This is a genomic window from Akkermansia muciniphila, from assembly GCF_002884975.1.
Lineage (GTDB): Bacteria > Verrucomicrobiota > Verrucomicrobiia > Verrucomicrobiales > Akkermansiaceae > Akkermansia > Akkermansia muciniphila_C.
This window is the reverse complement of the sequence record NZ_PJKB01000001.1, coordinates 570,171-593,786: the sequence shown is the minus strand read 5'-3', so window position 1 is coordinate 593,786 and position 23,616 is coordinate 570,171. Positions and strand designations below refer to the sequence as shown.

The following is a 23,616-nucleotide window of genomic DNA, read 5'->3' as shown; positions in this document are numbered from 1 at the left end:
GGAACTGCGCCGTTTTCTTAACGGCCCGCCGTGCTGGAAACAAGGGGATTCCGGCCCTTGCAACAACCTTTCCACAGGGTAAGGGGCTGATTCGTCCGCCCTGCGGGCTTCAAACGGCCCTTCACAAACATTCAAATAGCTGGAATTCCCCCACCTGGCATTTTAAGATGGGCTGCGCATGGACATAAGCACGCTGACTTCCGGAGCCCTGATCAGACACCCTTCCCGCGGACTGCTTCTCGGAACCGGGCCGTTCCGGGAATCAGCCGCGCCCCCGGAATCCGGTCCCGCCTTTTACGTCAACACGTTCCGGCTGGACGACCCGCAACCCTGGAAGATACCCACCGCCCTCCACTCCATTCCGGAACCCGAAGGCGCCCTGCCCCCCGCTCCGGAAATCCGGTGGGCGGAACCGTCACCGGACGCGTACGCCCAGGTTTTTGCGGAAATCATTGAACAAATCGCTTCCGGGCAGCTGGTGAAAAGCGTTCCCGCCACGCCCCAGTTCGGAGAAATGCAGGCTCCCCACGTTCCACGGGAACTCATCCTGCGGGCCGTCAACGGTTCCACGGTTCATTACCCCTATGCCTGGTGGACGGAGCAGGAAGGCTTCTGCGGAGCCACTCCGGAAACCCTGTTCCACCAGCAGGGCCGCCGCCTGGCGACCATGGCCCTGGCCGGAACGGCGCGCCCCGAGGACGAGGGGGTGTTCATCAATGACGACAAGGAAATCCGCGAGCATGAAATCGTGGCAGGGAGCATCCTTTCCCGCCTGTCCCCCTACGGCAGCGTCACCAGAACGTCCCGCGGCGTGCTGAACCTGGATACCCTGATTCACTTCGTCACGCACCTCACCCTGGAAGCGGACGCCCCCATGCCCCCGGACCACTGGATACGGCTGCTGCACCCCACCCCGGCCCTGGGGTCCCAGCCCCGCACGGAAAAGACGCTGGCCCAACTGGACGACTGGCGTTCACGCCTGCGCTGCCCGGCCCATTTCGGTGCCCCCTTCGGATTCCTGGAGGACGGGGACTTCTTCTGCCTGGTGGGTATCCGGTCCCTGTACTGGCAGGGACAGCGGCTGGCGCTATGCACCGGAGGGGGAGTCGTGGCCTCCTCCACCCTGACGCATGAATGGCGGGAGCTGAAATTAAAGAGGGATACCGTCAGGCACAGTTTCCAGCTTCCGTAAGCACTATACACGGAAGGGATTATTCCCCCGCCCAGCTCACGGAAAGAGTCTCAAATTTGGCCCTCACCGGGATTCTCCATACCCGGCCATCCCTGGCCACGCCGCTGCACGGGACTCCATCCATCAATGCGCTGACGGGAATCCCCGCCGGCAGGCCGTGCAGGACCACTTCCGCGGACTCATGGAACGCGCAGGCGTCCCCCACGCACTTCCAGCCCAGTTCCAGGGAGCTTGAGCCGCCGCGGTACAGGAACTCATGCATGGCGCATTCCCCGTTCCTGTACCCGTAGCCGTCCCCGGCGTCTTCATACAGGTGGGAGGTCGCTTCCGCCTCCGGAGCCCACCAGACGTCCAGCGACAGCGGAGGCCGCGGCAGCTCGCCCGCGTGCTGCTGGACGGGCCAGTGAGGCACTACCGCCCCGCCGCGGACGTATACGGGGAGGAAGGAAAGCGGGCACTTCACCCACACGTCCTTTCCGGTCTCCTCCATCAGCCTGTCCGTGTGGTAGGAATACCAGACGCCTTCCGGGATATACAGGAAACGCCCTCCTTCCTGCGGCTCATGGATGGGGACGACGTACAAATGGTCCCCAAAGAAATATTCCGCTCCGCGCCAGTAGGTATCCCGGTTCTCATGGCATTGCAGCGCCAGGGAGCGCAGCACGGGCATGCCCGTTTCCGCATAACGGCGGAACTGGGTATAGATATAGGGAAGAAGGCGGTACCGCCCTTCAATGGCGGCCTTCACGTATCCAGTCACCTCCTGGCCGAACACCCAGGGCTCCTGCCCGCCGAATTCCCCGGAGGAATGATTGCGGAAAAGGCCGTGGAACGCGGCCATCTGCATCCAGCGGCAGAACAGCTCCGGGGTGGGATGGCCCATGAAGCCCCCCGCATCCGCCCCCGCAAAGGAAATGCCGGAGGCGGCAAGCCGCTGGCACTGGAAGTTGGCCAGCTTCAAGTGCTCCCAGTTGGAACGGTTGTCCCCCGTCCAGGTGGCGGCAAACCGCTGGAGCCCGGCAAAACCGGAGCGGGACAGCAGGAAGGGGCGCCTGTCCGGCGCGTGGCGTTTCATGCCCAGCCAGGAGGCTTCCGCCATGCACTGCCCGTAAATGTTATGGGCCTTTTCATGGGAACAGGGCATGCCGTCATATTCATGCCGCGTATCCATCGGGAACGTGCGGTCCGGAAAAATGACCGGTTCGTTCATGTCGTTCCATAGTCCGCGCACGCCTACCTCCCGGAGGTCATGCCGGAACAGGTCCGCCCACCAGCTCCGGACGGCAGGAGCCGTGAAATCCGGGAAATTGCAGAGTCCGGGCCAGACTTCCTCCGATAAAAGGCTGCCTTCCGCCCGGCGGCAGAAATAATTACGTTCCAGGCCCTCCGCCCAGACCGGGCTGGCCGGATTGATCTTCACGCCGGGATTCACGATCAGGACCGTCTTCACCCCGTCCTCCTCCAGGGAGCGGACCATGCCCGCCGCATCCGGAAAATTATACTTGTCCCACGTGAACCCCTCCTTCTTCTCCATGTAATGGTGGTCCAGATGGACGGCGTCACACGGAATGCCCAGGTCCCGGAAACGCTCCACCAGGTTGTACACCGCCTTGTCAGGGTAATAGCTCCATTTGGACTGGTGGTAGCCCAGCGCCCACAGCGGCGGCAGTTCCGGCGTGCCGGTAAGGCGGGTGTAGGCGGCCACGATGTCCAGCGGGCGGCGGTCGTAAATGAAATAATAATTCATCAGGCCCCCAAACGAACCGAAGGTCAGCACCTTTTCATCCGTAGCGCCGAAGTCGAAGTAGGAGCGGCAGGTATTGTCAAAAAGCAGGCCGTACGCTTTCCCGTCCCGGAGGCTCAGGAAGAACGGGATGCTCTTGTACAGGGGGTCTGACTCCTCATGGAAATCATAATGGTCCGCCCCCCACATGGAAAAATACTTGCCCCGGAGGTTCAGGGCGCAGGGCTTGTCCCCCAGGCCGAAGAAGTGCTCCGTTTCCTGGAGTTTTTTCCGTATCCACACGCGGGCGTCCCCCGTCCAGTCCTTGGACTCCCGGCCAAAGCCGCCTTCATCCGCCAGCAGGGGCTCATCCGTGACAATATCGTAAAAATCCACCTTTTGCTCCTCCGTGCGGATGCGTATCCGCAACAGGGATGTTTCAATGACATGCACTCCCGCTTCGTCATGCTCCCGGATTTCCGCTCCCGGGGCCTCATACGCGGGACTCACGGCATAACTGGGCTCGTCTTCGGGCACCGGTCCGGTGAAATACGTCACGCGGACAATTCCGGCGTCCGCAATGCACACGCTGAGAGTTATTTTAGAAACGGCATTCGTATACTCCCATTTAACGAGCCGCCCCCGGAGAGGGGGCGTTTTCCGCTTTTCAGGGATGTTGGAAAAGGAGCGCATTGAAGCCAAACAGAAGAAAGTACCAGAGCGTTCGATTCAGATTAAATCAATTTTATGACGAACGCAAGATTGAACTAAACCACCGCTTTTCTTTTCATTATTAAGACAAAATTACTAATATTACTCTAGACCGCACATGAAAAATCTGGTTTTATTGCCTTGGTGTACAATACGGCATGGCGCCGCATCCTTCCCGACACCAACAACCCACATCAACCAATGAGCACAATCCGAGTTCTTACATTAGGATGGGAATTCCCACCCCTGGTTAACGGGGGGCTGGGCATTGCCTGCCTTGGCCTTTCCAAGGCGCTGGCAAAAAAAGTGAATTTAAGGGTGATCGTTCCCAAAGCCGATCCCTCCGCCCTTTTCGACGGGTTCCAGCTCACTGGCCTCAACAATGTCTCCTACCGGGAAGTGGAGCAGGTGGACCAGAAATATTCCTATGACAGCTTCGCCCTGGTGGAGCATGCCCCGATTGAACTGGACCCCTACACCACGGTGGAAGGGGAATCCGGCACCGTGCAGTTCACCAAGGAAGGCCGCATCACCTTCTCCAGGACGCATGAAGCTGACCTCCAGCTGTTCAAGAACAAGGAAGACCTCTATGCCGGAGACCTGGCCCTGAAAGTCATCCAGTTCTCCAAAATAGCGGTGAAAGTGGCCATGCAGCAGGATTTTGACATCATCCATGCCCATGACTGGATGACCTACCTGGCCGGGGTGGAAGTGAAAAAAGCCACGGGCAAGCCCCTGGTGGTTCATCTGCACGCCTCCCAGTTTGACCGCGCCGGGGCGGACGCCCGGGGCTGGATTTACGACATTGAAAAATTCGGCATGGAACAGGCGGACGCCGTCATTCCGGTCAGCAAATACACGGGCACGATCGCCAGCGGGCACTATGCCATTGACCCCCACAAGATTTTCCCCATCCACAACGGAGCGGATCCCGTCAAGGTGTTCAAGGGAAAGAAAAAATTCCCGGAAAAGCTCGTGCTCTTCCTGGGGCGCCTCACGGCCCAGAAAGGCCCGGGCTTCTTCCTGCAAATCGCCGCCAAGGTGCTGGAACAGACGGACGACGTACGCTTCGTCATGGCCGGTACCGGGGAAAAACTCCGCCAGCTGATTGAATCCGGCGCATTCAAGGGGGTGGGAGATAAATTCCACTTCACCGGATTCCTGAACAAGGACAAGGTCAATGACCTGCTCTCCATCACGGACATCTACTGCATGCCGTCCGTCTCGGAACCCTTCGGCCTTTCCGCCCTGGAAGCGGCCCAGTTCAACATACCCGCCGTCATCTCCAAACAATCCGGCGTGGCGGAAGTCATGAAAGGAGCCCTGAAAGCGGACTTCTGGGACGTCAACAAGATGGCGGAACACATCGTGCACCTCTGCACGGATGAGGAGCTGTACCGGAAAGTGGTGGAACAGAGCACGGAAGACATCAAGGCTTCCACCTGGGACGCCGCCGCGGACAAGGTCATCCGGGTTTATGAACACGTGCTGAACCGCTGAAAACTTCCCCTTTCAACCCACACGATAACTCACAGCCCTCTCCCCCCTTCCAATGAGCAATATTTCCCTCACTTTCGTGGCACACCAGCCCAACCGGCTGATTCATTACGATTTCTTCAAAATTGGAGAACACGCCTTTTATGAAGATGACGATCTGAATGCCCGCGTGCTCAGCACAGTGGCGGAACGCTGCTATTTCCCGGCCACCCGGCTGATGAAGCAGCTCATTGAACTGACGGAGGGCAAATTCCGTTTCGGGCTGGCCCTCAGCGGCGTCATTCTGGAACAGGCCCTGTACCACAGGCCGGACCTCATCGCCGCCTTCAAGGAACTGGCGGAAACCGGCTGCGTGGACTTTCTGGTGATGCCGTACTACAACTCCCTGGCCTCCGTCTATTCCCCCCAGGAATTCGCGGAACAGATTGAAGAACACCGGGAACTTCTCAAAAAACTTTTCCGCCAGGAATCAGACGTGCTGATGAACACCGGGATGCTGTACTCCAACGCCATTGCGGCGCAGGCGGAAACGCTCGGATTCAAAGGAATCATGGCGGACGGCAACCCTGCCATGCTCAAGGGATTCACCAGCAATGAAGTATTTCTGGCTCCGTGGGTGTACAACACCACTACCATCTTCCGCAACCGGGAACTCTCCAATGACCTGGCCATCATGCGGACTGATCCGGAATGGCCGGAATACCCGCTTTCCCCCACCACCTTCGCAGACTGGCTGACGCACCAGCAGGGCAGCGTCACCACCCTGTCCATGGACTATGAAACGCTGGGCGAACGCCAGTCCGACGCTACGGGCGTCTTTGAATTCTGGCGCACCATGATTCTCGCCTGCCTGGACGCGGGCAACCGGTTCATGACCCCGTCCGAAGTAGTGCAGGAAATCAAGCCCGTCTCCGTCTGTGAATGCACCCAGGAAATGACCTGCTCCACCTTCGGAACCATGTCCCACTGGAACGGCAACGTCATGCAGGATGAAGCCATCCGCAAAATCTACCGGCTGGAAAAACCGGTGAAGGCGGCCAATGACAAGGACCTCACCCACGTCTGGCGCAAGCTCCAGAGTGCGGACCACTTCCATTACATGCAGAAGGAAAACTCCTTCACCCCGTATGCCTCCGCCTTTGACGCGTACATTTACTACATGAACGCTCTGGCGGACCTTCAAATCCGCGTTAAAAGGGAATCACAGAACGCTCCGGTCCCTGCGGCAGTCTCCTAAGCTCCCCTTGGAACGCAGCGGGCATTTGCAGCATTCGGCCTGAAACTGAAAGCGTCAGCGAACGCTCCTCCCCACAACGTACGTTCTCCATCCGTACAATGATTCAGTTTGCTGCAAAGGTTTGCGGCGCGGGAAAGTTTTAGACTATTTTATCCTTGGAATCCGTCGGCAGTCCGGTTTCAGGAATGATCCCATCAGAGGGGCTATCACGACACGCAGTAACGTGGTAAACAAGCGTTCCCGTTCGTTCCTTCTCTTCATTTTTGTTGACCTCGCCGGGAATCCATATTAGAAACATTTAACATTAAAGTTAAATGTAAAATGAATAATCCCTCTTCCCTGCAACCTACGCTCAGAGCCCTGGCTGACCCCACGCGCCGTGAAATTCTGGAAATACTTAAAAACGGCGCCATGCCGGCCGGAGAAATCGCGGAACATTTCAGTATTACCGGAGCCGCTATCTCCCGCCACCTGTCTGTTTTAAAAGAAGCCGACCTCGTCCGCGACCACAGGGAAGGCAAATTCATCTTTTACGATGTCAACCTGAGCGTTCTCCAAGAAATACTGGTCTGGATAGGCAATTTCAAGGCGGCCCGCGAAACATCCTCCGGAAAATGGAACAAAATCATCGGAACCCAGCCCAATCATTAAACGCCATGCAGCCAGCCTCGCCCTCTGCTCAATCTTCCCCATCCTGGTGGATCGGGCCAATTTTCAACGAACTTGTCATAGCCCTGTTTCCCATGCTGACTTACTATGCAGCCGTATCGTCACGGCTGCCCGCCCGCGTCGCCGTCCATTTCAATGAATACGGCATTCCCACCCGTTTTGAGGACAAGGACGGCATGGACGCCCTTCTGGGACTCATTGGCCTGGGAATCCTCGGCTTCCTCATCGGGAAGATTCTCCGTCTGATCATCCTTTTGCCCATTCATTTCAGCAGGAATGAAAATAACAGGCAGATTGGTGCGAGGATAGCCACGTACGCGGAATTCTTCCTGGTCGGACTGTTTTCCTATCTTTGCCTGGCCATTCAAAAGACAAGCCTGACAAATACGGTCAGCCTGGGAGACACGGCCAAAGTCATCTTCATAAGTATGAACATATTTCTTCTGCTCCTGGCCAACGTTTGTCCCAAGATAACTCCCAACAAATGGTTCGGAATACGCACCCCTTACGCCTTCAGTAGTGATGGAGCATGGGTAAGTGTTCAGCGCCTGGGCGGCAGGCTTCTATTCTGCGGAAGCCTGTTCAACATCCTTGTGACGCTTCTCCTGCCCGGCTCCTTTCCTGCAATCTTCATTTTTAACATGGCCTCCCTTCTGCTTCAGGCATTGATCATACTTCTTTGGAAGCCCCGCAGGAACAGGACGGAACCTCCATCTTCATCTGACAGCGGCGTTTGTTGATGACCGGCCTAATCATTGGCTGGAGAAAGAGGCGACACTCCTCCCTCCTCTGCACCGCAGGAAACCATGCCGGATATGAATAACGGGACCACGGGAAATCATCACTCTGTTTGAAGAAAAAGAGATCAAGATTTTCTGCGCACCCCAATCTGGCTCCCTGAGCAGATGCGGAGTGAAATAAAGTTCATGGAGAAGGATTCAGGCACGTGCAGAAAGAAACCCAGTCCAGAAATTTCACAGACCGTTATACCTCAGGGTGCAACAGACCAGTTAAACCCGCGCTTTATCGTGGCAACTCAAAAGTGATTTCCCCTGACGGCGGGACTTTTTGCCAAACAGGCGGCCCCATCCGGGAAACCCGTCAATACCCGGTTGCCAGGCGCTTCAATTTATTGCGCAGGGTGATCTTCTGGGCGGAAGAAACGCGCTCCACAAACAGGATGCCGTTCAAATGGTCGCATTCGTGCTGCAGGCACCTTGCCAGCAGCCCGTTGCAGTCAATCGTCACTTCCCTGCCATCTATCAGAAGCACCGTAGCTTTGACAAAATCCGGTCGCACGACGGAGGCGCGTATCTTGAGCACGCTCAGGCAGCCTTCATGGAAAGGGTGCATGGGACCGTAAGGCTCCAGAACGGGATTGGCGAACATCAGGGGCATGATGTCGGACAACTCCTTGTCTTCCCCGTTCACTTTCAGCCACGTCACGGATTCTTCCTCCTGGGGAATGTCAATCACCACCAGTTGAACGGGAATGCTCACCTGCGGAGCCGCCAGGCCGATTCCTTCCGCGGCGTACATGGTTTCCAGCATGTTTTCCGCCAGAGCTTTCAGGCCTTCGTCAAAATGTTCCACGGGACGGCATTTTTCTTTCAATACCGGACTTCCATACTGTGCGATTTCCAACAACATCGGGAGGGAGAAGTGTTATGTGTTAAGGCGTTTACCGGGCGCCGGACTTGTTGATTTCTATTCTGGCAGGAACATCCCCTGCGTCAATACCCACAGATGTCAGCGCATCCCAAATGCCTACAATGACACCAAACTCCGCCTTCTTATCCACGTCAAGCTGCAGCTTGACCTCAGGATTTTCCTTCTTCAGGGCTTCCAGGGCGGCTGCCAGCTCCTTCATCTCCACCAGGTTCCCATTCAGGGAAATGGAGGATTCCCCCGTCACGGCCAGAACGGCGCGCTGTTCCGCGGAAGGAGCCCCTTCCATGAACTCCGCGCCCGGAACGTCTATCTTCAGCAGGGACTGCGGCTTTTTCCACTGGGTATGGACAATGAAAAAGATGAGCAGAATGGTTAAAATGTCAATCATGGGGACAATCGGCACCCCCATGGTTCTTGCTTTCTTGCGGTAAAACTGCATGGCCGGGTCAGTGTTGGGGATGATGGCAGCGGAAGGAAATCAGCTCCGTCAGCAGGACTTCCATGGAGGCGGAGATGCGCTCCAGCTTGCGGGAATAATAAACGTGCGCGATTACGGCGGGAGTGGCGATGGCAAGGCCGGCGATCGTCGTATTCAGCGCCTGGGCAATCCCCTGGGCAATCATGCCGTGGCTTTCATCCATGCCGAACACGCTGAAAATCTGTACCAGGCCGCTGGCCGTCCCCAGAATGCCGAACATGGGGGCAATCATTACAATCATGTCCAGCAGGGGGAGGCCCGCCTGGAGCATCACGAATTCTTCACGGGCCTTCACCTGGATCATCTCCTTCAGGGAGGCTTCATCCTCCAGGGGGGAATTCAGTGCCTCCAGCACCAGGCGGCCTTCCACGGAATTGGAAGCCGCGGCGATCTTCTCCAGCTCACCGCGCTCCAGGGAGCCGCCGGTGTACTGTTCCACGGCCCGGATCAGCCTGGCGGGGCAGATGATGCTCCTCTTCATATTGAACATGCGGTAAATGACGGCCGCAATGAGGAGGATGGAACAGGCCGCCAGCGGATACATGAAGACGCCGCCTGCCTGGAAGAATATGATGCAATCCTTGATAAAGTTCATAATGATGTATCAGTGAATAGTGTTTGTAGGATGGTAGGTTATTAGAAATTAAAGTCGAAATACATTTCCAGGGACTCCCCGACGAGCGTGCTCTTCACTTCCGGCGGCATCGCGGGAAGCCGCGCGAGCTTAATGGCGAGGAAAGTGAAGGATTTCTGCACCTCACTGGCCCCCACGCGGGAAGTTTGACGCATGGAGGAGACCTTGCCATTCTTGCCGATCAGGATGCGGATGCGCACGGTCCCGGTAACGATCAGGTCCCGGTTCAAGTCACACTGGCGGTACCACTGCTCCCCGATGGCCCGGTAAACCATCGCCTGGTACATGCCCATGGGCGTAGCCTCCACATCCAGCGTGGGACGGCGCCCGAAACTGAATTTGCCCGTTTGCTTGGTCTTCTGCTCATGGGTCTTGAAGCCGGGCTGGCTCTCCGCATTGAACATGGGGTCATACAGGGGCTGCTTCTGCACCGGGCGCGTATTGGGGGGCAGGTTCAGGTTCGGAAGATTCAGATGGGGATTTTCGGCTCCCTTCGCAATGCTCCTGGCCAGCTCCTCAAGGGGATCCGGCTTTTCCGGGCCGCCGGGCCGGGGCAGTGTCACCGCATGGGGAAGCTGCATGGCCCTTTCCTGCGCGGGGCGGCGGTTCTGCCGGGCCAAGCCTTCCTCGCTTGATTTGCCGGGCGCGCCTGTCTTGTTGGAGGAAGGGTCCATGGAATCCGGATGCCCCGCGGGAGGCATGGACGGCTCCAGGGGCTGGGGCGGAACGTTGGCGGAAGCCCCGGGAGCGGCCTCCTTGTTGCCTTCCCGCTCGTGGCTCATATCGCCATCCTGCCTCTCCTGGTCAAAAAGGACAATCTCTCCGTTTTCACGCTCCACGCCGTCCTGCGCAGGCATATCCCTGCTGCTGTCCGGGTCCTTGCGGCCGCCTTCCGCCCGCGTATTCCTGTTGCTCTGGAATTTGGGCGTTTCCGGCCTGGTGGCGCTCTCCTGCTCCTCACTGGTCTTCACGATGGAAGGCTGGCGTTCCTCCGGCGCCTGTCTCCGGCCCTCCTGCGGGGCCTCTACCTTCTTCACCATGCGGGCGCTCACCACCACCTGCCGCTTTTCCGCTTCCGGCGGCCGCGGGGAAACCAGCCATTCCTCCGGAACCAGGTAGCTTCCCGCCAGTAAAAACAGGTGCACAAGCACGGACAGCAGCAGGCACATGCCCCAGGAAACCCGGAACAGTCCGTTTCGCCGTCGTTGCTTGAAACTCATGGAGGTAAAGTTTTCACGGTTCCATGACAAATGCAATGTAGAAAGGAGACATGATTGAAGGACGATTCCGCAATTTAGTATTGCACAAGAGCCCGCTCAGGCCCATAGTTGCTAGCGACCAACCACACGCCCCGACAGGCAAGGCGTCTCTCCTATACATTACCATATACACCTCGTTAACACCCACCCCATATGGCCAATCTCAACAAAGTCTTCTTAATGGGCAACCTGACCGCTGATCCCGAACTGCGCTACACCCCCAAGGGCACCGCCGTCACGGACATTCGCCTTGCCATCAACCGCTACTATGCGGGCGACAACAGCGAACGCCAGGAAGAAACCACCTTCGTGGACGTCACCCTCTGGAACCGTCAGGCGGAAGTGGCCGGCAACTACCTCAGCAAGGGCCGCGGAGTCTTTGTGGAAGGACGCCTGCAACTGGACTCCTGGGAAGACAAGGCCTCCGGCCAGAAGCGCACCAAGCTGCGGGTAATCGGTGAAAACATCCAGCTCTTCCCCCGCGGCGGTGAAGGCGACATGGGCGGCGCTCCGCGCCAGCAGTCCCAGGGCGCTCCTCGCTCCAGCAACTACGGGCAGTCCCAACCCCGCCCGGCCCAGAACTACAATCCTCCCCCCATGCCGTCCAACAATCAGTCTTCCAACGACTTTGGAGATATGGACGACGAAATTCCATTCTAAACTCCAGGAGCTCTCCCCTTCTTTTTCCAGGCCGCCTTTCCTCCGTGTCAGGCGGCTTTTTCATGCCCTGAATTCCGGGGGGAGGCGGCACGCTCCCCATGCGGAAGCGCATTCACAGGAAAATATTCTGCGGAATCATGAATTCCCCGGGAAAGCACGGAAACGCCCAGTGCCCTTCACCAGTTGACGGAGCGCGCTTCCCGTTCATTTCAGCTTGGCAAAACAGGTCCGTCCCGGCATACTTCCCGCGTATGAAAATAGCCGTCATTGGAAAAGGTGGGCGTGAACACGCACTGGTCAAGGCTCTCAAGGAATCCCCCTCCGCCCCGGAAATGTACTGTTTCCCGGGCAGCGACGCCATCAACCGCCTGGCCACCCCCATCCCCGCCAGGGATCTGCCTACGCTGATCGACTGGATGGTTTCCAATAAAGTGGACCTCTGCGTAGCCGGGGAGGAAAGCTATCTGGTGAAGGATGAAGGCCTGGCGAACGCCTGTGCCCGTGTCGGCATCCCCTGCTGGGGCCCCGTGAAGGAAAGCGCCCAGCTGGAAGCCAGCAAGGAATTTGCCAAGGAATTCCTGCTCCGCCACCAAATCCCCACCGGACAGGCCCGTGTGGCCGCCACCCTGGAGGAGGCGCAGCAATTCATCGGCGGCGTTTACCCCACCGTGCTGAAATTTGACGGTCTGGCCGCCGGCAAGGGCGTGGCCGTCTGCATGACCAGGGAGGAAGCGGACGCGTTCCTGAAGGAAGTATTTACGGACAGGCGCTTCGGTGAAGGACGACTGCTGGTGGAAGAATTTTTAACGGGGCCGGAAGTATCCATCTTCGGCGCCCTGGTGGATGACCATTACCTCATCCTCTGCCCGGCGCGCGACTACAAGCGCCTCAAGGAAGGCGACGCGGGCCCCAATACAGGCGGCATGGGCGCCGTGGCCTCACGCCGGCTCGTGGAACCTGACATGCTGGAACGCATTGAAAAGGAAATCGTGGCCCCCACGGTAGCCGGACTGAAAAAGGACGGACTGCCCTACCGCGGCTTCCTGTACTTCGGCCTGATGCTGACCCCGAACGGGCCCAAGGTGATTGAATACAACTGCCGCTTTGGCGACCCGGAATGCCAGGCTGTCATGCCCCTGCTTTCCGGAGACCTGGCCTCCTTCTGCCTCCATGGAGCCAGGGGGGAATTCACCCCGGAAGAAATCTCCTTCCAAAACGGGTGGAGCGTCTGCTGCGTGCTGGCCTCCCGGGGGTACCCGGAAACCTCCCATTCCGGTGACTGCATCCAGGGGCTGGACGACGTGGTGAACGCCTCCGTTTACCACGCGGGCACCAAATGGAACGCGGACAAAAACTGTTATGAAACCAACGGCGGCCGCGTGCTGGCCGTGGTGGCGCAGGGAGAAACCCTGTCAGAAGCGCGCCAGCGCGCCCATAATGAAACCAAGAAGGTCAAATTTGACGGCATGCAGCGCCGTCCGGACATAGGCTTTACCAGCTTCGTCTGATTTTCCCCATCCCCACCCGGCTACCCCATGAAAATACCCGCCCTTCTCTCCCTCCTGCTCCTCTCCTGTTCCGCGTGCCTGATGGCGGACAACGCCGCGCTGGCCGCCAAGGCTCGCGAACAGATAGGAATAACGGTCTCCTATAACGGAGGCTACCAGTCCATCCCCTACCCCAACGGGGATGTTCCCAGGGAAACCGGAGTGTGCACGGACGTGGTCATCCGCGCCATGAGGGCCTTTGGCTTGGACCTTCAGAAAGCCGTGCATGAGGATATGAAGGCCCACTTCTCCAAATACCCTAAAAACTGGGGCCTGAAAACCACGGACCGCAGCATTGACCACCGGAGGGTACCCAACCTCCGCACCTTCTTCAGCCGTCAGGGATGGTCCGTCCCCATCACTAAAACAGCGGCGGACTACAGGCCCGGAGACCTGGTTACCTGGAACCTTGGGGATGCGGTTCCCCATATCGGCATCGTTTCCGACAAAAAGACGGAGGAAGGCACGCCGCTGATCATTCACAACATCGGCTGCGGCACGCAGGAGGAAGACTGCCTGTTCCTTTATACCATCACGGGCCACTACCGCCCCGTGCTGAATGTGGCAAAACAGGATGCCGGTTCCTGAATTCCCCGGCTTGGCGCAGCTGGCCATCACAGGCTCCCGGTGGCGCTCCCCGGAATGGCCCGGCCCACTTCAGGAGCACAGGGTGGAAGCCGTGTTCATCCATCCGGCGCAGGTTCCTTATGCAAGGTCCGGAATGCCCCTGAACCTTCTTGCAAAAAGAGAGGGCTTCCGTCATCATGCATTCATGGTCACACCTGCATTCTCCGATTGTGTCAACAAGCTGGGCGTCGATGAAAACGACGTGATCCCCTTCGGCCGCAACAAGGCCAAGATTTCCCTGGACGTACTGAACAAGCCGTCCGCTCCCGGCAAACTTATCCTGGTCTCCGCCATCACGCCCACCCCTTCCGGAGAAGGAAAAACCACCGTTTCCATCGGTTTGGCGCAGGGACTGCAGGCCATCGGTAAAAAAGCCTGCCTGGCGCTCCGCCAGCCCTCCATGGGCCCGGTATTCGGCCGCAAGGGCGGTGCCACCGGCGGCGGTAAAAGCTCCCTGACGCCTCCGGATGAAATCAACATGCACTTCACGGGGGACTTCCATGCCATCACGTCCGCCCACAACCTGATCAGCGCCATCCTTGACAACGCCATGTTCTTCCACACGCTGAACATTGACGAACGCAAAGTCACCTGGAAGCGCGTCATGGACATGAATGACCGCTCCCTGCGCTCCGTCATCGTGGGACTTAACAAGCAGGGCTTTCCGCGTGAAACGGGCTTTGACATCACCCCGGCTTCGGAAATCATGGCATGCCTCTGCCTCGCTACCTCCTACAAGGACATGGAAGACCGCATCAACCGCATCGTCATCGGCTTCACGTCGGATGACAAGCCCGTGTTCGCGCGGGAACTGGGCATTACCGGCTCCGTCATGGCCCTGCTGAAAGACGCCCTGATGCCCAACCTGGTGCAGACCGTGGAAGGCGTGCCCTGCTTCCTGCACGGCGGCCCGTTCGCCAACATCGCCCACGGCTGCAACTCCGTGCTGGCTACCAAAATGGCCCTGCACTTCGGTGACTATGCCGTCACGGAAGCCGGCTTCGCCTTTGACCTGGGTGCGGAAAAATTCCTGGACATCAAATGCCGCCAGTCCGGCTTGGACCCGGCGGCCATCGTGATCGTAGCTACGGCGCGCGCCCTGAAAATGCACGGAGGCACCGCCCTGGCGGACCTGAAAAACACGGACGTGGCCGCACTGAAAAAAGGCCTCGCCAACCTGGACGCCCATCTGGACGCCGCCGCCCACTACAAGCGGCCCGTGGTGGTGGCCGTCAACAAATTCTTTGACGACTCCCAGGAGGAACTGGACGCCATCGTGGCGCACTGTGCGGAACGCGGCATCCCCTGCGCCATTGCGGACATCTTCTCCCAGGGAGGGGAAGGCGGCAAAGACCTGGCCCAAATGGTGGTGGAAGCCGCGGAAACGCCCTCCACCCCCTTCAAGCCCCTGTATGAATCCGCCCTTCCGGTGGAAGAAAAACTCAACATCATCGCCCGCAGCATTTACGGTGCGGACGGCGTGGAACTGACGCCCGCGGCCAAAAAGAAGCTGACCCAGTTTGAAGCCAGCCGCCTCACGGACCTGCCCATCTGCATGGCAAAAACCCAGAACTCCCTTTCCGACAATAGCCGCCTCCGCGGACGCCCCACCGGCTTCACCGTTACCGTCCGCGACTTTGAAATCGCTAACGGAGCCGGCTTCCTGGTGGCCCTCTGCGGGGAAATCATGCGCATGCCCGCCCTGCCCGTCTCCCCCAACGCCATGCACATCTATCTGGACAACAAAGGCAACGTCCAGGGACTCTGAACAATCTCAACGCAAGAATCAACACCTCACCGCACACCATGAAAATCGCCATTCTGGGAGCCGGGGCCCTCGGCTGCTACTACGGAGCCAGGCTTCAGGAATCTGGCCAGGACGTCTCCTTCATTGTACGTTCGGAATACGGCTACCTGAAAGAACACGGCCTGGAAGTCAAAAGCCTGCATGGAGACATCTCCCTGCCCCATGTCAAGGTATACCGGAACCCGGCGGAAGTTGGGCCGGTGGACCTCGTCGTGGTTGCGTGGAAAAGCACGGCAAATGCCGGGTTCGCCAAAGCTCTTCCCCCGTTGATGGGACCGGATACGGTCGTGGTGACCCTGCAAAACGGCATGGGGAACGCAGAAGAAATCGCCCGCATCATCCCGGCTGACCGCATCTATGTGGGCCTCTGCTTCATCTGCGCCATGCGCGCGGAACCGGGCCACGTCACCCATCTGGAAGGCGGCAACATCCAGTTTGCCCCCTTCGTCCCCTCTCCGGAAGGCTCTGAAAAGGCCCGGGAACTCTCCGAATTGTTTGCCAGCGCCGGCATCAAGACGCGCGCCTTTGACGCCGCGGAGCAAATCCAGTGGTACAAGCTCGTCTGGAACATCCCGTTCAACGGGCTGTGCCTGGCGCTGGGCGGCATCAGCATTGCGGAACTCTATCAAAACCCGGAAAACGTCGCCCGGGCGCGCCGCATCATGGAGGAAGTAGTGCAGGCGGCCAGGGCCCGCGGCTACACCCTGCCTGACGATCTGGTGGAATTCCACCTTTCCCGCACGGAAAGCATGGGCTCCTTCATCCCGTCCAGCGCCGTGGACTACAACGCAGGGCGCCCCATTGAATATACGGCCATCTGGGGCGATCCCCTCGCCAAGGCGCACCAGGCCGGAGCCTCCCTGCCGGAATGGGAACAGCTGGACCGTGACATCCGCAAGCGCCTGAATATGGACTGATTCTCCTGATTTTGTTCAACTACTCTAGAGAAGATGCAACAAGCCTATTATTCTAATGATATACACTCATTTTGTACCCAATCTCTAGAAGAAATTTTAGGTCAACTTGCTGTTAATAACTCATTTAACTTAGAACAAAATCTGCGTGATTCATGGATTCACGAAATCAAATTACTCCAACACGTTCTTCAAGATCTTCCTACTGGTTCACTGGCCTTTGAATACACAATTCCCCGTATTGGAGAACGGATAGACGTAGTGATAGCCTATGCAGGTATTCTCTACATCCTTGAATTTAAAGTAGGAGAAACATACTATCCCAGATACGCTAGGGATCAGGTAGTAGACTATGCCCTGGCTCTTAAATATTTTCATCAAGAGAGCCACCATAAGAAAATTATCCCTCTTGTTGTTTGCACTAACGCTCCCCCTAAGGAACATGAACTTAAAGCATACGAAGATGGAGTACATCACCCTCTTTTCTGTAATGCTGATACTTTAGGTCCCACCTTAAGAAAGCTTACTGATCAGTTATTTGATGAGGAGTTCTCTTTTGAACAATGGCTAGCTTCACCATACATGCCAACTCCAACCATTATTGAAGCAGCACAAGCGCTTTACCGTGGGCATGATGTTAAAGAAATTTCACGGAGTGATGCGGGAGCTTACAACTTGAGCCGTACCACACAGACACTGAACCGTATTATTGATCAAAGTAAACAAAACCATGAAAAATCTATTTGCTTTGTCACAGGAGTGCCTGGTGCAGGAAAAACGTTGGTAGGTCTTAACATTGCCAATGAACGGCATCAATATGATGAACAAGAACATGCTGTTTTTCTTTCCGGTAATGGTCCATTAGTTTCTGTCTTACGAGAAGCTCTGACGCGGGATGAAGTTACACGTTCTAAAGGTGAAATTACAAAAACAGAATCTAAAAGAAAAGTTTCTGCCTTTATTCAGAACATTCATCACTTTCGTAATGCAGCCTTACCTCCCACTACCAAAGCTCCTGCGGAGAAAGTAGCCATTTTTGACGAGGCACAACGTGCTTGGACAAAAGAACAAACGGCTAAGTTTATGCTGAAACGCCATGGCCTTTCATGGGACATGTCTGAACCTGAATTTCTAATTAGTGTAATGGACCGCCACCAAGATTGGGCAGTTATTATCTGTTTAATCGGAGGGGGGCAAGAAATCCACACAGGAGAAGCAGGATTGCCTGCTTGGTTTGACGCGTTAAGGGAACGTTTTCCCCATTGGAATGTTTATGCCTCTCCTCAAATCTCTGACACAGAATATACGAGAGGAACCTCCCTTAAAACTTTCTTTAAAGGGTTACCTCTTTATGAAACCACAGACCTGCACCTTTCTATTTCTATCCGTTCTTTCCGGAATGAACAAGTCTCAGCATTTGTAAAATCACTCTTGGATAAAGATTTGCCAGCAGCCCAGCACCTCTATTCTGCCCTCTCATCTAACTATCCCATTGTGCTTACTCGTAACCTGGAAAAAGCGCGTCAATGGATACGAGAGCAAGCTAGAGGAACAGAACGTTATGGAGTCATTGCCAGTTCTGGGGCCAAACGTTTACGCCAATTTGGAATTTGGGTACAAAGTAGTATTCAGGCAGAAAACTGGTTTTTAAATGGTAAGGAGGACGTCCGTTCTTCCTATTTCCTGGAAGATACGGCCACGGAATTTGATATTCAAGGCTTGGAAATTGATTGGGCCATTGTAGCGTGGGACGCAGATTACCGCATTGAAAACGGACATTTTAAATCTTACAACTTTACAGGATCTAGCTGGAAAACAGTAGGTAAAAGAGATGCCCAGCTCTATCTTAAAAATACCTACCGTGTCTTATTGACACGGGCCCGACAAGGATTTGTGATCTTTATACCAGAAGGTTGTGACGCGGATTTGACTCGGCAATGCTCCTTTTATGATGGTATTTATTATTATTTAAAGGAAATAGGAATAAAGGAGCTATAAGGATTACCAGGAAGTATTTTTTCTTGAGGTGAACAGCTGAATCATTCTGTATACTATCATGCTGAAAACCATCGTCATTTTCATCATTGCCCTGCTGGGCTTCGGCATGATCCGGCTGCCTTTGCAGAACCATATTCTGGAACAGGAGAAGGCGGCGGGGCTGCTGGATGACCCGGTGGAGCTTTCCTCTTCCGATTATCTGGAACAACAGCTCGCCATGGTTTCCCTGGGCGGGCTGCGCTCCCTGGTAGCGGCCGTGCTGAGCATGGAGGCCTTTGACTGCTTCCTGATTTCCGACTGGACCAATCTGGAACGCCGCTACAACCAGATTACCTCCCTCGCCCCCCATTCCGATTTTTACTGGGATAACGGTTCGTGGCATTTGGGAAACAACGCCTCCTCCAGTTACCTGGACAATAAACGGCTTTCCCCCATGGAACGCCGGGAAGGATTCCGGAAGTACATCCAGAAAGGCCGCCATTTTCTGGAAAAAGGCGTCAGCGTCAACCCCGGCAGCTGGTATTTGCAGTCCCTGCTGGGCAACATGTACAGTGATACCTACCGGCAGCCGGATTTTGAAAAGGCGGCGGAAGCCTACCGCAAGGCCCGGGAGCTGGGCGCTCCCCCCCTGACGGCCCGCAAGGAGTTTTACGCGCTTGCCCGCGTTCCCTCCAAATCCCGTGAGGCGCTGGAACTGGGCAAGGAATTGTTCAAGGACCCGCGGAACCGGACACCCAGCCTGGTGAGCAATATTTTCGTCCTGGAAAACAGGCTGAAAGTTCCGGAAAAGGACCGCATCCCCTTCCGGGAATTGTTCCCTACGGATGAGATCGCCCGCGACCTGATGACCAGCCACCTGGCCAATTCCCTCAGATACCCCGTGGACGGCCTGAAGGAGACTCTGGAGTCTTTACCGGAAGAAAAGACCAAGACTGAAGATCAAAATCCTGAACGGGGAAAACTTTAGTCCCCGGCCTTTCGTATTTAGCATTTATTTTACGGGCCGCGCTTGGCAAAGCCCCGGAAAGATGCTATGCTTTTTGCCCGCAACATCATGAGTAGAATAGCCCTGATCAGTGACATCCATGCCAACCTGCCCGCTCTGGAAGCGGTGATGAAGGATATAGAACAGCTGCAATGCGATGCCGTTTACTGCCTGGGTGATATTGTAGGCTACAACGCCAATCCTTCCGAATGCCTTGAATTCATCCGCGCACGCCAGATTCCCACCGTGCGCGGCAACCATGATGAGGAAGCCATCGGGGAGGACAATCCCGCAGGCATGAATCCCGTGGCGTACAATGCCCTGATGTGGACGCGGCAGCAGCTTTCCGAGGAACAGAAAAAATGGCTGCGCCGCGCGCCGTTCCAGCGCATCCTGCCCAATGAAATCGTTCTGGTGCACGCCACTCAGGACAAGCCCAATTCCTGGTCCTACGTCACGAATGTGGATACGGCCACGCACAGCATCAACATGCTGCGCGACAACCAGTTCCTGTGCTTCAACGGCCACACGCACGTCCCGCGCACCTTCATCCGCCATGAAGGGAGCATCCAGGAATATGAATCCGGGGATATCCAGCTTCTCAAGGCCAACAAGTACCTTATCAATGTGGGTTCCGTCGGCCAGCCCCGGGACGGAGACCCCCGCGCCGCCTACGGCGTGCTGGATGTGGACAGCATGGTTTACTACCAGCGCCGGGTGGAGTACGACGTGGAGGAGGCGCAGAGGCGCATCCTGGACGCCGGGCTTCCGGACATGCTGGCACGCCGCCTGGGGGAAGGCATTTAGTGTTCCGCCGCCCTTCCAGGATCATGCAGGTTCAGCCCTCTGATCCCCTGCGGCATTGTTCATTGTTTCTCCGCCCCTCCGCACCGGCATTGAGAAAAACAGGGATGCCCGCATGTTAGCAAAGGCTCACAAATTTGCATTGCTACTTGCCTCGCATGCCACAAACCAGTAGAGTTCTGCGCGACGAATGAAGACCTATATCATCAGACGACTCCTTCTCATGCCCCTGACGCTTCTGGGGGTCACGTTCCTCGTCTTTTGCATAACCCGCTTTGTCCCGGGAGGTCCCATTGAGCAGATGATGCAGCAGCAGAGCATGAGCGCCCTGTCCGGCCAGAAGGCGGGCTCCCAGCGCGGAGACAACAACCTGAGTGAAGCGGATATGGAGCGGCTGGAAGAACAGTACAGCCTCCAGGAGCCCATCATCACCGCCTATCTGCAATGGCTGGGAGTGCTTCCGAAAAAGATTTTCATTTCCCGCGAGGAATTCGGAGACATCGGCGGCATGGAACCGTCCGACAAGGAGGATGAATATTCCGGCATTTCCGATACGCACACGCGGATCAACCTGAATGAAACCGGGGAGCAGGTCGTTGTCGTCCGTCCGGACAAAAATTCCGGGAGCGTGAAAGACGCCTTCTTTTCCGGCACTCCGTCCCGGAAAGCCGCCACGGAAGGCTGGACCGTGGACATTGAATCCCCCATGGACCGGGCGGAACGCTGGGCGCGCCGCATGAGGCAGACGGACAATACGGCAGCCGTGCAGGACAAGGCGAAGAGTTATGCGTGGCGCGCCGTGATGTACAAGACCAGCTTTGACGGCCTGCTGCAGGGCACCATGGGCAATTCCTTCAAGTATAATGAACCCGTGTGGGACATGATCAAGGAGCGCATCCCCGTTTCCCTGTACTTCGGCATCCTGAGCGCCATTATCACCTACTCCGTCTGCATTCCCCTGGGGGTGGTGAAGGCCATCCGGCACAAGAGCCTGGTGGACAACATCTCCTCCGTCCTGATTTTCCTGGGGTACTCCGTCCCCGGCTTCGCCCTGGGCGCGGTGCTGGTGGTGTATCTGGGCGCGCGGCTGGAATGGTTCCCGCTCTGCGGCCTGACCTCGCCGGATTTTGCGGACATGGGCTTCTGGGGACAGGCCGGGGACCTGCTGCACCATACGGTGCTCCCGCTGATCTGTTACGTGGTCAGCTCCTTCGCCATCACCACCATGATGATGAAGAACAACCTGATGGACAACCTTTCCTCCGACTACATCAGGACGGCCATGGCCAAGGGCGTGAGCTTCAAGGGCGCCGTCATCAAGCACGCCTTCCGCAACTCCTTCATCCCGATCGCCTCCACGCTGGGCAGCCTCATCAGCCTCATTGTAGCTGGCTCCATGCTGGTGGAAAAGGTCTTTGATATCCAGGGCTTCGGCATGTTGAGCTACCAGGCCCTGATGGACAAGGACTACGCCCTGATCATGGGCACGCTGCTGCTTACCTCCTTCCTGATGGTGCTGGGCAACCTGCTTTCAGACATCATCGTGGCCGCCGTGGATCCCCGCATTAAATTTGAATAACACACATGGTTAGAAAACTGGCATACCTTCTGGTCATTCTGGCGGTCCTCACCGCCGTGGGAGAGCTGTGCGGCCTGCTCCTGCCCACACTGAGCTGGCCCTTTACCGTCTCACGGGAAATGAGCATGCTTAACATCGTCTGCACGGACCAGAACAACGGCGGCCTCCTGACGCCGCAGGGAAAATTCCTGTGGTTCGGCTGGGCCTGCGTGCTGGTCATGGCCGGAGTGGGGGTCTGGATCATGCTGAAAGGCCCGCGCCGTTTTAATCCCACGCCCATCACCAGGCGCCGCATCCAGCGCTTTAAAAGCATCTCCCGCGGATATGTTTCCCTGATCATCCTGCTGGTGCTGACGCTGCTGGCCTGCATGGACCAGTGCCTGGTGGGCAAGCGGGCGCTCCTTGTGGTCCAGGACGGTTCCTGGTACTTCCCCGCCATCATGCGCAAGGTGTACCAGGGTTCCACCTTTGGCCAGACCGGGGACTTTGCGGATGCGGAAGCCAATTACCGCGAACTGAAAAAACAGGCCGGACAACCCGGCAAGCCCTCCCTGGTCATCATGCCCCTGGTTCCGTACGATCCCACGGGGGATTCCACCAATCCCGGTTCCGAGGCCCTGGTGGTAAATGAAGACGGCCTCGTCTGCGAGTCCAGCGGCAAACCATACTCCGGCCTGGCCTCCCGGCTGCACAAGGATGAAGAAGCACTCCCCCACGTCAGCTACAAATTCCGAAAGGGAAAAAAGGTGGACCGCGCCACCGGCTGGCTGGAAGACCGGACGGAGGTGTACAGCGCCACGTATGAAAACAACCAGATCGTGGCGGAGCACTACAGCGGCCCCGGCACCAAGGAGGACTTCCTGAAACAAACGGACGAAAACAAGATCAGCCGCATCTTCTACCACCCGGCCCCTCCCCTCAAGGGCGGCCACCTGCTGGGCACCAACACCCAGGGCGCGGACATCCTGGCGTACCTGTACGGCGGGCTCCAGGTGAACATGAAGGCCGCCATCTTCTATCTCCCCATCGTGTACTTCATCGGCATCACCTTCGGGATGATGATGGGGTACTTCGGCGGCATGTTCGACCTCGGCATGCAGCGCCTCATTGAAATCTTCTCCCAGGTTCCCTTCCTGTTCATCATCATGATCATTTCAGACATGGTGCCGCTCCAGATGAAGGGCATGTTCCTGATCATCAGCCTGCTCATCATGTTCGGGTGGATGTCCATGACCTACCAGCTCAGGACCTCCACCATGAAGGAAAAGGCGCGGGACTACGTGGCGGCCGCCCGCGTGCTGGGGGCCTCCACCAGCCGCATCCTCTTCATCCACATTCTCCCGAACCTGGTAGCCATTCTGGTCACGCTGGTTCCGTTCAGCGTTTCCGCCCTGATCCTGGCCCTGGCCTCCCTGGACTACCTGGGCTTCGGCCTGCCGGATACGTACGCCAGCTGGGGGCGCCTGCTCAATGACGGCCTGGCGGACCTCTCCGCAAGCTGGGTGGTCACCTCCGCCTTCGCCGCCCTGGTAATCACGCTCTTGCTCGTCACCTTCATCGGAGAGGCTATCCGCGAGGCCTTCGACCCCAAGAAATTCACCACCTATAAATAACAAAAGACATC

The 23,616-nt window shown here is 57.1% G+C and carries 20 protein-coding genes; 15 read left to right on the top strand and 5 right to left on the bottom strand.

All coding sequences use genetic code 11. The annotated features are described in order from the left end of the window. Positions 1 to 178 precede the first annotated feature (178 nt). Positions 179 to 1,192 (top strand): chorismate-binding protein, encoded by a 1,014-nt coding sequence (locus CXU21_RS02485; protein WP_102724931.1) that lies wholly within the window; start codon positions 179 to 181, stop codon positions 1,190 to 1,192. A gap of 19 nt (positions 1,193 to 1,211) precedes the next feature. Here CXU21_RS02485 and CXU21_RS02480 read toward each other — a convergent pair whose 3' ends face one another. Next, positions 1,212 to 3,608, bottom strand: coding sequence for a glycoside hydrolase family 31 protein (locus CXU21_RS02480; RefSeq protein WP_102724930.1), 2,397 nt, complete (start codon positions 3,606 to 3,608; stop codon positions 1,212 to 1,214). A 219-nt stretch (positions 3,609 to 3,827) separates the two neighbouring features. Between CXU21_RS02480 and CXU21_RS02475 the strand changes: the two genes are divergently transcribed. The 4 genes from CXU21_RS02475 (at position 3,828) to CXU21_RS02460 (ending at position 7,769) form a co-directional block, all read left to right on the top strand. After that, entirely contained in the window at positions 3,828 to 5,126 is a 1,299-nt protein-coding gene (locus tag CXU21_RS02475) for a glycosyltransferase (protein ID WP_102711507.1), read from the top strand. 52 nt (positions 5,127 to 5,178) lie between these two features. Beyond that, entirely contained in the window at positions 5,179 to 6,360 is a 1,182-nt protein-coding gene (locus CXU21_RS02470) for a glycoside hydrolase family 57 protein (protein ID WP_102711505.1), read from the top strand. Positions 6,361 to 6,681: 321 nt separating this feature from the next. Next, the gene (locus CXU21_RS02465) at positions 6,682 to 7,011 is read left to right on the top strand and encodes an autorepressor SdpR family transcription factor (protein ID WP_102724929.1); all 330 of its coding nucleotides are present in this window, start codon (positions 6,682 to 6,684) and stop codon (positions 7,009 to 7,011) included. Positions 7,012 to 7,103: 92 nt separating this feature from the next. Next, a complete protein-coding gene (locus CXU21_RS02460) occupies positions 7,104 to 7,769 on the top strand; it encodes an SdpI family protein (protein ID WP_180972590.1) in 666 nt (221 codons plus the stop codon). 361 nt (positions 7,770 to 8,130) lie between these two features. Here the strand turns inward: CXU21_RS02460 and def are convergent, their stop codons facing one another. From def to CXU21_RS02440, 4 genes are read right to left on the bottom strand one after another with little or no spacing between them, the layout of a single operon-like run. Beyond that, positions 8,131 to 8,679: a peptide deformylase gene (gene def / locus CXU21_RS02455; RefSeq protein ID WP_102711499.1), complete on the bottom strand. Its 549-nt coding sequence runs from the start codon at positions 8,677 to 8,679 to the stop codon at positions 8,131 to 8,133. 31 nt (positions 8,680 to 8,710) lie between these two features. Further along, on the bottom strand, positions 8,711 to 9,139 hold the full coding sequence (locus CXU21_RS02450) for an ExbD/TolR family protein (RefSeq protein WP_102711497.1): 429 nt from the start codon (positions 9,137 to 9,139) through the stop codon (positions 8,711 to 8,713). A 7-nt stretch (positions 9,140 to 9,146) separates the two neighbouring features. Beyond that, a complete protein-coding gene (locus CXU21_RS02445; protein WP_102724927.1) occupies positions 9,147 to 9,773 on the bottom strand; it encodes a MotA/TolQ/ExbB proton channel family protein in 627 nt (208 codons plus the stop codon). Positions 9,774 to 9,814: 41 nt separating this feature from the next. Further along, positions 9,815 to 11,032: a cell envelope integrity protein TolA gene (locus CXU21_RS02440; RefSeq protein ID WP_146016918.1), complete on the bottom strand. Its 1,218-nt coding sequence runs from the start codon at positions 11,030 to 11,032 to the stop codon at positions 9,815 to 9,817. A 192-nt stretch (positions 11,033 to 11,224) separates the two neighbouring features. Here CXU21_RS02440 and CXU21_RS02435 point away from each other — a divergent pair, with 192 nt between their 5' ends. The 10 genes from CXU21_RS02435 to CXU21_RS02390 all read left to right on the top strand — a co-directional run bounded on the left by CXU21_RS02435 (position 11,225) and on the right by CXU21_RS02390 (position 23,605). Further along, entirely contained in the window at positions 11,225 to 11,731 is a 507-nt protein-coding gene (locus tag CXU21_RS02435) for a single-stranded DNA-binding protein (RefSeq protein WP_102711491.1), read from the top strand. Between the two features lie 251 nt (positions 11,732 to 11,982). Further along, positions 11,983 to 13,239 (top strand): phosphoribosylamine--glycine ligase, encoded by a 1,257-nt coding sequence (gene purD / locus CXU21_RS02430; RefSeq protein WP_102724925.1) that lies wholly within the window; start codon positions 11,983 to 11,985, stop codon positions 13,237 to 13,239. Positions 13,240 to 13,266: 27 nt separating this feature from the next. Beyond that, a complete protein-coding gene (locus tag CXU21_RS02425; RefSeq protein WP_102711485.1) occupies positions 13,267 to 13,866 on the top strand; it encodes a DUF1287 domain-containing protein in 600 nt (199 codons plus the stop codon). A gap of 184 nt (positions 13,867 to 14,050) precedes the next feature. Beyond that, the gene (locus CXU21_RS02420; RefSeq protein ID WP_102725417.1) at positions 14,051 to 15,673 is read left to right on the top strand and encodes a formate--tetrahydrofolate ligase; all 1,623 of its coding nucleotides are present in this window, start codon (positions 14,051 to 14,053) and stop codon (positions 15,671 to 15,673) included. A 38-nt stretch (positions 15,674 to 15,711) separates the two neighbouring features. After that, positions 15,712 to 16,629, top strand: a complete 918-nt coding sequence (locus tag CXU21_RS02415; RefSeq protein ID WP_102724924.1) for a 2-dehydropantoate 2-reductase — start codon at positions 15,712 to 15,714, stop codon at positions 16,627 to 16,629. Positions 16,630 to 16,662: 33 nt separating this feature from the next. Next, on the top strand, positions 16,663 to 18,624 hold the full coding sequence (locus CXU21_RS02410; RefSeq protein WP_102724923.1) for a DUF2075 domain-containing protein: 1,962 nt from the start codon (positions 16,663 to 16,665) through the stop codon (positions 18,622 to 18,624). 58 nt (positions 18,625 to 18,682) lie between these two features. Continuing rightward, a complete protein-coding gene (locus CXU21_RS02405) occupies positions 18,683 to 19,591 on the top strand; it encodes a hypothetical protein (RefSeq protein ID WP_102724922.1) in 909 nt (302 codons plus the stop codon). Positions 19,592 to 19,678: 87 nt separating this feature from the next. After that, the gene (locus CXU21_RS02400; protein ID WP_102711705.1) at positions 19,679 to 20,416 is read left to right on the top strand and encodes a metallophosphoesterase family protein; all 738 of its coding nucleotides are present in this window, start codon (positions 19,679 to 19,681) and stop codon (positions 20,414 to 20,416) included. A 187-nt stretch (positions 20,417 to 20,603) separates the two neighbouring features. Beyond that, positions 20,604 to 21,992 (top strand): ABC transporter permease, encoded by a 1,389-nt coding sequence (locus tag CXU21_RS02395; RefSeq protein WP_102724921.1) that lies wholly within the window; start codon positions 20,604 to 20,606, stop codon positions 21,990 to 21,992. Positions 21,993 to 21,997: 5 nt separating this feature from the next. Further along, on the top strand, positions 21,998 to 23,605 hold the full coding sequence (locus tag CXU21_RS02390; protein ID WP_102724920.1) for an ABC transporter permease subunit: 1,608 nt from the start codon (positions 21,998 to 22,000) through the stop codon (positions 23,603 to 23,605). Positions 23,606 to 23,616 lie beyond the last annotated feature (11 nt).